We start from the raw sequence: 13,530 nt of genomic DNA, 5'->3' as shown, positions 1-13,530 counted from the left end.
AACTATGTATTATGATATAAATCAGCATGTTACAAAGTAATACCCGATTACGGGGAAACGTGTTCAGTATTCAGTATTCAGTTTTTTTCGCGATAGTTACCCATTTTGTGGTTACAAATTGTAAGTAATTATTTTATATTATATATTATTATATATATAATATACCTTCTATGTAGAGGATGGTAACAACAGCGAAAAAAACTGAATACTGAATACTGAACACCCTTTTTAGGCATTATAAGCCTGTAAAGGCAAAAGCTTTCCAGCCTGCCCAACTTTGTGATATATCCATTAGCCACGATTCATGGGCATAATGAATTTGCCAACAAAGCCTGTCCCTGCTTTGATGTAAAGAAGGAGTGGGGGAAGGAGTAGACACAAAAAATAGCGGATCTTCACAGACCCGCTATTTCCTAATTTCCTATTTTTCTATTGTATTAATTTTATTTAAAAATTTTCTAGCCTTATACAATGCCCTGAGCCATCATAGCCTTAGCTACCTTCAGGAAGCCGGCTACGTTTGCACCCTTTACGTAATTTACGTAACCGTCTGGCTCTGTACCATACTTCACGCAGTTAGCGTGAATATCGTTCATGATGTCGTGGAGCTTAGCATCAACCTCCTCACGAGACCACTTCAGACGCTCTGAGTTCTGGCTCATCTCAAGACCTGATACTGCAACACCACCTGCGTTGGCTGCCTTACCTGGAGAGTAGAGAATCTTAGCATCCTGGAATACCTTGATAGCCTCTGGAGTAGAAGGCATGTTAGCACCCTCGCTTACTGCGATTACGCCGTTGGCGATGAGAGCCTTAGCTGCCTCCTCGTTGATTTCGTTCTGAGTAGCTGATGGGAGAGCGATGTCTGCCTTCTCAAACCAAGGCTTAGCACCTGCAACATATTTTACACCATACTTCTCTGCATACTCCTTGATACGGCCACGCTCTACGTTCTTGAGCTCCATGATGTAATCGAGCTTCTCGCGGTCGATTCCGTCTGGGTCGTAGATGTAACCGTCTGAATCTGAACATGTAACTGGCTTAGCACCCAACTGGAGCAACTTCTCCATAGTGTACTGGGCTACATTACCTGAACCTGAAACCAAAACTGTCTTGCCCTTGATGTCAATACCCTTGGTAGCGAGCATGTTGCAGAGGAAGTATACGTTACCGTAACCTGTAGCCTCAGGACGAATCAATGAACCGCCGAACTCCTGACCCTTACCGGTCAAGACGCCCTGGAACTGGTGTGTCAACTTCTTGTACATTCCGAAGAGGTAACCTACCTCACGGCCACCTACACCGATATCACCAGCTGGAACATCCTCGTCTGGACCCATGTGACGATAAAGTTCTGTCATGAAAGCCTGGCAGAAACGCATTACCTCGTTGTTGCTCTTGCCACGTGGAGAGAAGTCAGAACCACCCTTAGCACCACCCATTGGGAGAGTAGTAAGAGAGTTTTTGAATGTCTGCTCGAAAGCCAAGAACTTCAAAATACCCAAGTTTACTGACTTGTGGTAGCGAAGACCTCCCTTGTAAGGGCCAATCACGTTGTTGTGCTGAACGCGGTAACCCATGTTAGTCTGTACGTTGCCCTTATCATCTACCCAAGATACGCGGAACTGGATGATGCGGTCTGGAATGCAGAGACGCTCGATGAGGTTTGCCTTCTCAAACTCTGGGTGCTTGTTGTACTCTTCCTCGATAGTACCGAGAACCTGACTAACTGCCTGAATGTACTCAGGCTCGTTTGGGAATCTTCTTTGGAGATTCGCGATGACTTCTGATGCTTTCATAATCTTTAATCTTTTATTGAGTTTAAATTCTTATTTTTTATTTCTGGTTGCAAAGATACATGTTTTTCTCGAAAACACCAACAAAAAGAAAGAAAAAATGCAGAAAAAGTAGAAAAAAGTTATTTTTTAACATTCTTAACCTCGATTTGTAGCGCTTTTGTGTACGCACACCTTATTATATAAGAGACGTTTTTCGGGGTTTAAGCCTTTATCTCCGTTTTATGGAATCTTGCATTCTGACGACTTCTGTTTATCTATCCTGCGCCATAGGGCATAAATGAGCAGGATGATAGCGTAGAGACCGATTACCTGAGGCAGACTGATTCTTACGTTTTCGATGCTTGCTCCAGGCAGCATGCTGATCAGTTTTATGGCTGTATTCAAAAACTGGGTGATGCTGGTCAGGGCGCCTGATGTAAGGCTGATGAGTGGGGCGGCAACCGGTGCTATGGGCGCCCATAACGTGAGTGGGGAGAACAGGATTAATGCTGCCCCAAGATATAGGATGAGGGTTGCTGCGGGAATGGCGATGTAATTGGTGAGAAGTGAATAGCACGATATTCTGCCGAAGGTGTAGACGATGACCGGAAGGGTTCCTATCTGGGCTGCCAGTGAAACGCAAAGGAGTCCCCATGCCCAACGGATGAAACGGCTGCGGATGGGGAGGAGGGTGTAAAGGGGTGTGAAGAACAACAGAATGGAGGCTACGGCCAGGAACGAAAGCTGGAAACTCAACTCGAAAAGATAGAGCGGACTGATGAAGAGCATAAATATATAAGCTGAGGATAAAGTATTGAGCGGCAGACCGGTACGATGAAAAGCTAAGCTTAAGCTGTAGGCTGAAAGCATGATGGCTGCACGGACTGCACTTGCCGGCAATCCTATGAGAAAAACGTAGGTCCAGATGGAGATGAGGGACAGGATGATGGTGTAAACTGAGTACTTTCTGCCGCCTAGCAGAAAGATGAAAAGCTGGAAGATAATGCCTATATGAAGTCCGCTTACTGCCAGGATGTGACTGGCTCCGGAAATGGAGTAACTGTTTCGGGTGTTCGAGTCGAGTGCGCTCTTGTCGCCCAGCGCCATGGCTGCGATGACTGCATAGTCTTGCTGTTTTACGTGAAGGGAAACCAGTTTGCTTTCAATATTGCTTTTATAGCGTTCGGTATTGATTTTTGCCCGTGTGAGGTAAGGCAGTTCCTGCCAGTTTTTCAGTTGTGTAGAGGTTTGGGAATCAGCTATTTGCTTGCAGGTAAGAAAAGCCCCAAGGCTCAGAATGCATAAATGCATCATCACGCATTGGGAGTAGATGAGAAACTGGTGGCTCCTGCTGAAGTAAGCTTTTTTGCTTAAAAACTTAGTAAGGAAAAAGATGATGCTGCTAAGGGCGCATGAAATGATGGAGATGATGAGCCAGAAGCGCATATTGAAATCATCATAGCCCCATTTGGCTATGATGATTCCGATCGTCAGTGTGAGGCTGATGGTCATGAGCGGGGTGAGGGGTAGCGCTTTCATCATTCCTCTTTTCTTTTAAAAGATAATTTATTTCCTATTTCTTGAATCCGAAGATGCGCTTGATGAATTTCTTCACAGCATTTTCTTGCTTCTGTGGATTTACGATAGGGGTGTGCTTGCGTGCAGCCGACTTGTCGCCCTTTTTCTGGGCTACGCCTCTGCCACGGCCGTTGCTGCCTGGGCGAATATTGTTCTCGGTGCCTGGGCGCTGCTGGTTGCTGTTATTGCGGCGCTTCTGGCTGTTGCTGTTCTTTGGCTGCTCGCCTGGCTGGGCTGGCTTTCTGTTCTGCTGCTTTGCGTTCTGCTGCTTGTTACCCTGCTGAGGCTGCTGTTCGTTGCTGCGTGGTGCTTTTTCCTGACGCTCGTTTGGCTTGTTTGGCTTGCGCTTGTGAGAAGTCTGGTCGCGGTCTTTCTGTCGGCGGTTCTTGGCACTGTTCTTTCCGGCCTCGCCGTTTTTGCCGTTACCGCGTCTGTTGTTTCTTCCGTTTGCGCCTTTCTTCTTCGGCTTGTTAAGCTTGATGTATTCAGGACCTTCGCCGCATCCCTCAGGGAGAGGCATTTTGTCTACCACCTTCTCCAGGAACTTCTCTATCTGCTGGAACCAGTACTGGTCTTCTTCGCTCACGAAGGTGATGGCTCTACCATCGCGGTTGGCACGGGCAGTACGGCCGATGCGGTGAACGTAATCTTCTGTATCGTGAGGAACATCGTAATTGATGACCATCTCAATATCATCGATGTCGATTCCGCGCGCCACAATATCGGTAGCTACGAGAACATCATACTGTCCGCTCTTGAACTTGAACATCACATCATCGCGCTCAGCCTGTTCCAGGTCGCTGTGCATGGCTCCGCAGTTTACTCCAATCTGCTGGAGGGAAGCTGCGAGTTGCTTCACCTTGAATTTGCTGCCGCTGAAGACGATGACGCGTTTCAGGTCGCCCGCCTTGAAGATGTCCTTGATGATGGTCATCTTCTGGGTTTCGTAGCATACGTATGCTTCCTGCTTGATTTTCTCGGCTGGCTTGCTGACGGCAAGTTTGATTTCTACCGGATTCTTGAGCAAGGTCTTAGCCAGTTCTTCTATCTTCTCAGGCATGGTTGCCGAGAACATGATGGTCTGGCAGGTCTTTGGCAGTTTTGACGCGATGGTCTTGATGTCGTCAGAGAAACCCATGTCGAGCATGCGGTCGGCCTCGTCAAGAATGAAGAAACTTACCTTGCTGAGGTCTACATTGCCCAGAGAGATATGGGAGATGAGGCGGCCCGGGGTGGCGATGACTACATCGGCGCCCATGCGGAGGCTGCGCAACTCCTGATCGTAACGGTTGCCGTCGTTGCCGCCGTATACGGCTACGCTGCTCACGCCCTGCAGGTAGTAGCCGAAGCCTTGCATCGCCTGGTCTATCTGCTGGGCGAGCTCGCGGGTTGGTGACATGATGACGCAGTTGATGGCGTCTTTCGGATAACCGCCGTCATCGAGCTTGCTCAATACTGGCAGCAGATAGGCTGCGGTTTTGCCGGTTCCGGTCTGGGCTACACCCAAGACATCGTGACCTTCTAATATCTCTGGAATGCACTTTTCCTGTACTGGAGTGCATGTGTCGAAGCGCATGTCATATAATGCGTCGAGCACGTTGTCGTTTAAATCTAATTCGTCAAAATACATTCTTCTATAGTTTATAGTTTACAGTTTATAGTTTATAGGGGAGCATGGCTGCTATAAACTATAAACTCTTAATTATTAATTGATAATTACCTCGGTGCCTTGCGGTAGCAGAAGTAGGCTACGATGGCGAAGAGGAAGTTTGGAAGCCACGCTGCCAGAACAGACGGGAAGTTGGCCTGGATGGCGAAGGTGGCAGAAACCGTCTGCAGCATGATGTAGCCGAAACTCAGCGCAAGTCCAACGCCCAATGCTGCTCCCATGCCGCCCTTGCGCTTGCGGGCTGAGAGGGAGACGCCGATGATGGTGAGGATGAACGAAGCGAAGGAAGAGGCGATGCGCTTGTGGTATTCTACCTCGTACTGCACTACGTTGCCCGAACCGCGGTTAATCTGCTTGGAGATGTAATCGCGGAGCTCAGGACTGGTGAAGGTTTCCTGCTGACCCTTGGAATAGACCAGGTCGGTAGGTTCCATCATGATGATGGTGTCCTTCTGGGCTCCGCTCGTAATATGCTCCTTCATGCCCTGGAGCTTGCGGATTTTCCAGTTGCTCAGTTTCCAGTGATACTTGCTGTCGGAAATGGTGTCGTACTGGATGTCCATCGCTGTAAGGTGGCTTACGAGTTTCTTGTCCTGGAACTTGTCGAGACAGAATCCGTAGCCGCGTTTCATGCTGTTGTCGTAATGCTGCATATAGGCAATCACTCCCTTGTCTACCTGCAGCTGTACATTCTCGGCACTGGTATTCTTCTTCTTGTTCTTGTACATCGTCTCGAAGTTCTGCCTGATGACGGTTCCGTGGGGAATGACGTAGGCTGAAAGCCCGAAGGAGAGGGCTGAGAGCAGCACGCAGGTAATCATGTATGGGCGAAGGAGACGCTTGAAGGATACTCCCGACGCCAGGATGGCGATGATTTCGGAATTGCTTGCCATCTTGGTGGTGAAGAGAATGACCGCCACGAACACGAACAGCGCACTGAAGAGGTTGGCAAAATAGGGCACGAAGTTGGCGTAGTAATCGAAGATGATTGCGCGCGCCGGTGCATGGTGCTCTGTGAATTTTGACAGGTTCTCGTTGAAGTCGAAGACGATGGCGATGGAGATGATTAGGGCGATGGAGAAGAAATAGTAGCCCAGAAACTTCTTGATAATGTACCAGTCGAGCTTCTTGATGTACCTGAACGGGTTGAGAAACCTGAATATGCGCAGGAACCGGAGCTTGTGAGCCAGCCAGCGCACAGCCCTGATGAGCCACCCGAACTTGCGGGAAGCCCATCGGCCGGTGCGGTAGAGCCGGCGGTGTTTTCTTATTTTCTTAAAATCTTTCATGATGCTTGCTTACTTAAATTCTTCGGCCAAGCTGGTCGATGATGGAATTCTTCCATGCCACGAAATCGCCCTGCTCGATATGATGGCGGGCATCGGTCACGAGGCGCAGATAGAAAGAGAGGTTGTGGATGCTGGCTATCTGCATCGCCAGCAGCTCCTGGGCCTTGAAGAGGTGGTGGAGGTAGGCCTTCGTGGTTACGAGGTCGATGTCGCAGCCGTCTGGATCTACCGGACTGAAGTCTTTCTCCCACTTCTTGTTGCGCATGTTCATCGTGCCCTGATAGGTGAAGAGCATGGCGTTGCGGCCGTTGCGGGTCGGCATTACGCAGTCGAACATGTCTACGCCGCGCTCGATGGCTTCGAGGATGTTCTGCGGGGTTCCTACGCCCATCAGATATCTCGGCTTGTCTTTCGGCAGGATTTCGTTCACTACTTCTATCATCTCATACATCACCTCGGTAGGCTCTCCTACGGCAAGTCCGCCGATGGCATTTCCGTCGGCTCCCTTGTCGGCAATGTATTTGGCTGCTTCGCGGCGCAGTTCCGGGAAGGTGCAGCCCTGAACGATAGGGAAGAGACTCTGCTGATAGCCGTAGAGGGGCTCGGTTTCGTTGAACCGCTTGATGCAGCGGTCTAGCCAGCGCTGGGTGAGCATGAGGCTGTTCTTGGCGTACTGGTAATCGCTCTGTCCCGGTGGACATTCATCGAAGGCCATCATGATGTCGGCTCCGATGATGCGCTCGGTGTCCATTACATTCTCCGGTGTGAAGAAGTGCTTGCTGCCGTCGATGTGGGAGCGGAACTCGCAGCCTTCTTCCTTGAGCTTGCGGATGCCGGTGAGCGAGAAGACCTGGAAACCGCCGCTGTCGGTGAGGATAGGACGGTCCCAGCCGTTGAACTTGTGCAATCCGCCTGCTGCCCTGATGACGTCAAGACCTGGGCGCAGGTAGAGGTGATAGGTGTTTCCGAGGATAATCTGTGCCATGACCTGCTTCTTGAGTTCCTCGAAGTGGACGCCCTTCACGCTTCCTACGGTTCCTACGGGCATGAAGATTGGGGTCTTGATCTGTCCGTGGTCGGTGGTGATGATGCCTGTACGCGCATCGCTTGCTTTATCTGTTACTTGTAATTCAAATTTCATTTCTATTCTTTTTTATCATTTTCCTCAATGCTGAAGTCTGTAGGTTTTTTCACCTTCTCGTCGGTCAGCGCGAACTGCCAGACGTCAGCCACATTCTCTACATAGTGGAAGTCTACGCCCTTGAGATATTTCTCCGGTATTTCCTCTACGTTCTTCTGGTTCTCCCTGCACATCACGATGTGCTTGATTCCTGCCCGCTTGGCTGCCAGAATCTTCTCCTTGATTCCGCCTACCGGGAGCACTTTGCCGCGGAGGGTTATCTCGCCGGTCATGGCTGTGTTGGCACGCACCTTGCGCTGGGTGATGGCTGAGGCGATGCTGGTGGCGATGGTGATTCCGGCAGAAGGACCGTCTTTCGGGGTAGCTCCCTCAGGCACGTGGATGTGGATGTTCCATTGCTCGAAGATGCGGTAGTCTACCTGGAGCAGGTCGATGTGCGACTTGACGTATTCCAGTGCGATAATGGCTGATTCCTTCATCACGTCGCCCAGATTTCCGGTCAGGGTGAGCTTGCCTGCCTTGCCCTTGCTGAGCGAGGTTTCGATGTAGAGGATTTCGCCGCCCACTGAGGTCCAGGCTAGTCCGGTTACCACTCCTGCATAGTCGTTGCCCTGGTAGATGTCGCGGTTGAACGGCGGATTGCCCAGCAGGTCTTTTACTTCGGCAGGGGTGATGGTGTAGTTCTTCAGCTCCTGGTTGCAGGCAAGTTTGTAAGCCATCTTGCGCAGACTCTTGTCAATCTGCTTCTTCAGCTGTCTTACGCCGCTCTCCCGGGTGTAGTGCTCGATGATGAACTCGAGGGCATTCTTGTTGAAACTTACCTTTGGCGAAACCTTGTCGAGTCCGGTGCTTTCCAGCTCTTCCGGTACGAGGTGGCGCTTGGCAATCTCTGTCTTCTCTTCGGTGATGTAGCCGCCTACTTCTATCAGCTCCATACGGTCGAGGAGCGGACGCGGAATGACGCTCAGGTCATTGGCTGTGGCGATGAAGAGTACCTTGGAGAGGTCGTAATCCATATCGAGATAATTGTCGTGGAAGGCATTGTTCTGTTCCGGGTCCAGCACTTCGAGCAGGGCTGATGCTGGGTCGCCGTTGAAATTGCTCTGCGCCACCTTGTCAATCTCGTCGAGGATGAAGACCGGATTGCTGCTGCCTGCCTTCAGCATGTTCTTGATGATGCGGCCCGGCATGGCTCCCACATAGGTGCGGCGGTGACCGCGGATTTCGGCTTCATCGTGCAGACCGCCCAGCGACATGCGTACATACTTGCGCTTCATGGCTGCTGCGATGCTCTTGCCCAGACTGGTCTTTCCTACGCCCGGAGGACCGTAGAGGCAGAGGATAGGACTCTTGCCGCCGCCGTTCAGTGCTCTTACGGCGAGGAATTCCAGGATGCGTTCCTTCACATTCTCCATGCCGTAGTGGTCGTGGTTCAGAATGCGCTTGGCACGGGTCAGACTGAGGTCGTCCTGGGTGTAGGAGTTCCAAGGCAAATCTACCATGGTCTGCAGGAATCCTATCTGTATCGAATAGTCAGGACTCTGCGGGTTCAGGGTGTCGAGCTTGGCAATTTCTTTCTTGAAGATTTTGGCAGTTTCCTCGCTCCAGTTCTTCTTTTTCGCCTTCTCCAGAATCTCCTTCTTCTCCGGACTGGCGTTGCCTTCTCCCAGTTCTTCCCTGATGTTCTTGATCTGCTGCTTGAGGAAGTATTCCTTCTGCTGTTCATCGAGGTCGTAGTGGGTTTTGTTCTCAATCTCAGTCTGGATGCGTAGCAGATGGCGCACCTTGTTCAGGGATCTGATGGCAAGCATGATGCGCTCGCTGAGATTTTCCTCTTTCAGCATCTTGATTTTATCCTCGATGGAGAAAGGGAGGAGGGAGCACATGAAGTTGCACTGCATATGAATGCTCGAGAGTTCGTTGATGGCCTGGATGGCCTCATCAGTATAGTTGGCGTTTGATTTGATATAGTCTGTCGCTTCGTAATGGAAGTTCTCGTAGAGCATTCTGAAGAGTTCATCGTTGTTCTCGTCAGGCCATTTCTCCGGAAGACTTTTTACGTCAATTACTGTGTAAGGTTCTTTTTGAACGAGATGTTTCATCTGACATCTGCCCAGACCCTGGATGATGATGCTCATCTGCTCTGTGCCAGGCATCTTGATCACCTTGATGAGTTTGGCGAAGACACCTACAGGGTAGAGGTCTTCTTCGTAGGGCGATTCTGTATCTTTGTTCTTCTGGCAGAATACGCAGAATATGGTGTCTGGTTTCTTTTCCAGCATCCGGACGAGATTCAGACTTTCCTTTCTGCCCACAACGATAGGGGTCATGTTGGTAGGGAAAACTACAATATCTCGCATGCAGAGGGTAGGGTACAAACCTTCTTCCTGGTCTTCGATCAGGGTTTTCGGGTCGCCCTCGTAATCTGCAATCATTTGTATTCGGGTACTTGTTCTTCTATTATCCATTTTGTTATGATTTCTATTTTCCGTGCAAAGGTACTCATTTTTTATGAAATATCGTGGAAGATGATAGATTATTTAATAATAAAATTGCTTTTTCTATATATTAGTACCCGTTTTTATAGATGTAAGTAGCTGCTTTTGCAGGTGGAAGTGGCAATTTCTGCTGTTTGCGATAAAATAAATCGGCGGCGCATTCGTTTTCTTCTGTAAAGAGACAGAAGAATTTATGGGTAATTTTCGATTTAAACAGTTTGAGATAGAGCAAGACCGTTGTGCCATGAAAGTGGGAACTGACGGCGTTTTGCTGGGTGCATGGGCGCAAGGTGGCAGGCGGATTCTGGACATCGGTTCCGGAACGGGACTGATTTCGCTCATGATGGCGCAGCGTTTTCCTGAAGCTGAGGTCGTAGGGATTGATATGGATGCTGATGCCTGCGGACAGGCGAGGGAGAATGTGATGGCAAGTCCGTTTCGCGACAGGGTGGAAATAGAATGCTGCAGACTGCAGGATTTCGGGGGAACTTCGGAAGCTGCTGAGGCTTTGGAAACTGCTGAAGATTTGAAGTCTGCCGGTGTTTTTGATGCGATAGTGAGCAATCCTCCGTTCTTTGTAGATAGCTTGAAAAATCCGGACAGTAAGAGGACGATGGCGAGACATACGGACAGTCTTCCGTTCCGCGATTTGTTTGCGGGTGTAAAACGGCTGCTTTCTGATGACGGTATTTTCTCTGCAATTGTTCCCGTAGAAGTAGTGGAGCAGTTTGTTGCAGAGTCTTGTATATTAGGTTTTTATCTTATACGGAAGTGTGGTGTGAAGACGGTAGAGCGCAAGCAGCCAAAGCGCTTTATGCTGAGTTTTGCCAAGCATCGCATTTCGCCTTATGAAGAGCATGTTGAAACGATGATGGATTCGCAGGGAAACCGCTCGGAATGGTATAGGAAAATAACGGAAGAATTCTATCTTAGTGAGTAGTGATTAGTGATCACTACTCACTACTTAAAGGTTCAGCTTCTTCTGTACCAGTTTGCTGATAGCTTCTACTCTTTTGCTCTGGCGCTGGATGTCTTTATGAATATCATCGCGCACGGCATTGATGTCGTTGAAGAAATCGGCAAAGGCAGACTGAATCATGTTCGGCTTGCGGTCGTTCTTGTTGGCAAATGGGTTCACCACCATCTTGATTCCTTTTTCTTCCAGATGGACATCAATCTCTTCACCCGTCATCACAGGGTCGCCATCATAATGGATTACGCCTGGCTGACTGCGGGTGATATGGAGCTTCTTGCAGCGGAACGACTTGATCTTCGAGTTCTTGTCCAGCGTCTTGTTGAACATGTCGAAACTTACCTGAGGCGCCTCGATTACATCGAATGGTTCCATGATGACAACATCCATCAAACCGTCGCTCATGGATGCTTGAGGGGCAATATAGGCATTGTTGCCATACTGAGATGCGTTGGCACAGGAAATGAGGAACGCCTTATACTGCTTGGTGCCCGTCTCGTCCTCCAGCGTGTAAGTCTCAGGCTTATACTTCAATCCCTCGCGCAGGATATTTTCAGCATAAGTGATAGGACCACGCTTGCCGCTCTCGGCAAACTTCATGCTGACGAAAGCGTCAAAGCCCATGCCGCAGGTGCAGAAGAACGGGTGGTCGTTGATGACACCATAATCCAGATCTCTAATCTGGCATTGGTTGATGACCTCTATGCATTTCTTCAGGTTCATCGGGAGCAGCAGATGTCTTGCCAGTCCGTTGCCCGAACCGCAAGGCAGAATGCCGAGGGCAGTATCGGAGTGAACCAGTGAGCGGGCCACCTCGTTGACGGTTCCGTCACCGCCAACCGCCACAACCACATCTACATGGTTGTTCTTCGCTTCGGTAGCAATTTCCGAAGCGTGCCCAGCTCTTTCAGTCATTCTTATCTCGTACTCAAAAAGTTCTTTGTCCAAAACAGAATCTATCAGACTGGGAACTGCCGCCTTGCTGGCTGTTCCTGAAATCGGATTCATGATGAAAAGTATCTTTTTCTTCATTATATAGTCAAGAGTTTGTAAAATTTAGGCTGCAAAAGTAATAAAAATACCCAAAATAACAAGAAATATCGATTAAAAAAACTATAAAAGTAAACTTTCTTATAAAAAAAGCCATTTATTGAGTTCTTTTTTGTATCTTTGCACCCTGAAACTTAGAAAAATATAAAAAAAGATAATAAAGTACACCTATTAATAATGGGACAATTACAAGAAAGATACAAGAATTATCGTGAACCTCAGAAGTATATGGCTGCCGGTGTGTATCCATATTTCCGCGAGATCACAAGTAAGCAGATGACAGAGGTAACCGACATCGATGGTCATAAAATCCTGATGTTCGGTTCTAATGCTTATCAAGGTTTGACTAACGACCAGCGTGTTATTGATGCAGCAAAGGCTGCGCTCGACAAGTATGGTTCTGGTTGTGCAGGAAGCCGTTTCCTCAATGGTACGCTCGATTTGCACGTGCAGCTCGAAAAGGAGCTTGCTGAGTTTGTGGGCAAGGATGAAACTTTGTGTTTCTCTACAGGATTCTCTGTTAACCAGGGTGTCTTGGCTTGCGTAGTAGGTCGTAACGACTATGTTATCTGCGATGACCGCGACCACGCAAGTATCGTAGATGGCCGCCGTCTCTCATTCGCTACCCAGCTCCACTACAAGCACAACGATATGGAAGATTTGGAGCGCGTGCTCTCTAAGCTCCCTGAGGAGGCTATCAAGCTCATCGTTGTTGACGGTGTGTTCTCTATGGAGGGCGACCTGGCTAACTTGCCTGAGATTGTAAAACTCAAGCATAAGTACAACTGCTCTATCATGGTAGACGAGGCTCATGGTCTTGGCGTATTCGGCAAGCAGGGTCGTGGTGTCTGCGACCACTTCGGTCTGACCGATGAGGTAGACCTCATCATGGGTACATTCTCTAAGAGTCTGGCTTCTATCGGCGGTTTCATCGCATCAGACAAGGATACGATCAACTTCCTCCGTCACAACTGCCGTACTTATATCTTCAGCGCATCTAACACTCCAGCTGCCACAGCAGCAGCTCTCGAGGCTCTCCACATTATTCAGAATGAGCCAGAGCGTTTCGAGAATCTCTGGGATGTAACCAACTATGCCTTGAAGCGTTTCCGCGAGGAAGGTTTCGAGATTGGCGAGACAGAGAGTCCTATCATTCCTCTCTACGTACGCGATGCTGAGAAGACATTCGTTGTTACCAAGATGGCTTACGATGCAGGTGTGTTCATCAACCCTGTTATTCCTCCAGCTTGTGCTCCTCAGGATACATTGGTACGTTTCGCACTCATGGCTACTCATACAAGAGAGCAGGTTGAGCAGGCTGTCCAGATCTTGAAGAAGATTTTCGTAGAAGAGGGAATCATCAAGTAAAATCAGATTTCTGATTTAAAAGTTCAGCAAGTATTGTTGCGGTTCTTTGCCGCTACTATATATAACAGAACTTTTGCATGTGGTTCAAGTACGGGCTGAAGGCCCAAAAGCTCCTAGCCCAGGGCATCGCCCTGGGTATAATGGCAATCAGCAAGGCGCCCTGTAAGGGCAAAAGCTTTATGTTTT

The 13,530-nt window shown here is 49.0% G+C and carries 9 protein-coding genes; 2 read left to right on the top strand and 7 right to left on the bottom strand.

The window, feature by feature from the left end; translation table 11 throughout:
• Positions 1-464: 464 nt before the first annotated feature.
• The 6 genes from KUA48_RS03680 to lon all read right to left on the bottom strand — a co-directional run bounded on the left by KUA48_RS03680 (position 465) and on the right by lon (position 9,923).
• Complete coding sequence (locus KUA48_RS03680; RefSeq protein ID WP_218432766.1) at positions 465-1,799, bottom strand: NADP-specific glutamate dehydrogenase; 1,335 nt, start codon at positions 1,797-1,799, stop codon at positions 465-467.
• A gap of 219 nt (positions 1,800-2,018) precedes the next feature.
• On the bottom strand, positions 2,019-3,320 hold the full coding sequence (locus tag KUA48_RS03675) for a ComEC/Rec2 family competence protein (RefSeq protein WP_218432768.1): 1,302 nt from the start codon (positions 3,318-3,320) through the stop codon (positions 2,019-2,021).
• A gap of 31 nt (positions 3,321-3,351) precedes the next feature.
• Positions 3,352-4,986, bottom strand: a complete 1,635-nt coding sequence (locus KUA48_RS03670) for a DEAD/DEAH box helicase (protein WP_218432770.1) — start codon at positions 4,984-4,986, stop codon at positions 3,352-3,354.
• A gap of 86 nt (positions 4,987-5,072) precedes the next feature.
• The gene (locus tag KUA48_RS03665) at positions 5,073-6,314 is read right to left on the bottom strand and encodes an LptF/LptG family permease (protein ID WP_153073894.1); all 1,242 of its coding nucleotides are present in this window, start codon (positions 6,312-6,314) and stop codon (positions 5,073-5,075) included.
• A gap of 13 nt (positions 6,315-6,327) precedes the next feature.
• The gene (tgt, locus tag KUA48_RS03660; protein WP_153085112.1) at positions 6,328-7,455 is read right to left on the bottom strand and encodes a tRNA guanosine(34) transglycosylase Tgt; all 1,128 of its coding nucleotides are present in this window, start codon (positions 7,453-7,455) and stop codon (positions 6,328-6,330) included.
• A gap of 2 nt (positions 7,456-7,457) precedes the next feature.
• Positions 7,458-9,923: an endopeptidase La gene (gene lon / locus KUA48_RS03655; RefSeq protein ID WP_218432772.1), complete on the bottom strand. Its 2,466-nt coding sequence runs from the start codon at positions 9,921-9,923 to the stop codon at positions 7,458-7,460.
• Between the two features lie 223 nt (positions 9,924-10,146).
• On the opposite strand from lon, the gene KUA48_RS03650 reads away from it, so the two are divergent.
• A complete protein-coding gene (locus KUA48_RS03650; protein WP_203054691.1) occupies positions 10,147-10,893 on the top strand; it encodes a tRNA1(Val) (adenine(37)-N6)-methyltransferase in 747 nt (248 codons plus the stop codon).
• A gap of 24 nt (positions 10,894-10,917) precedes the next feature.
• On the opposite strand, the gene KUA48_RS03645 is transcribed toward KUA48_RS03650, so the two are convergent.
• Positions 10,918-11,958, bottom strand: coding sequence for a diacylglycerol kinase family protein (locus KUA48_RS03645; RefSeq protein WP_218432774.1), 1,041 nt, complete (start codon positions 11,956-11,958; stop codon positions 10,918-10,920).
• A gap of 195 nt (positions 11,959-12,153) precedes the next feature.
• On the opposite strand from KUA48_RS03645, the gene KUA48_RS03640 reads away from it, so the two are divergent.
• On the top strand, positions 12,154-13,344 hold the full coding sequence (locus tag KUA48_RS03640; protein WP_118085927.1) for an aminotransferase class I/II-fold pyridoxal phosphate-dependent enzyme: 1,191 nt from the start codon (positions 12,154-12,156) through the stop codon (positions 13,342-13,344).
• Positions 13,345-13,530: the final 186 nt, after the last annotated feature.

This window comes from Segatella copri, from assembly GCF_019249795.2.
Lineage (GTDB): Bacteria > Bacteroidota > Bacteroidia > Bacteroidales > Bacteroidaceae > Prevotella > Prevotella copri_B.
Note: the sequence above shows the minus strand (reverse complement) of the source record. Positions and strands in the feature narration are given on the sequence as shown.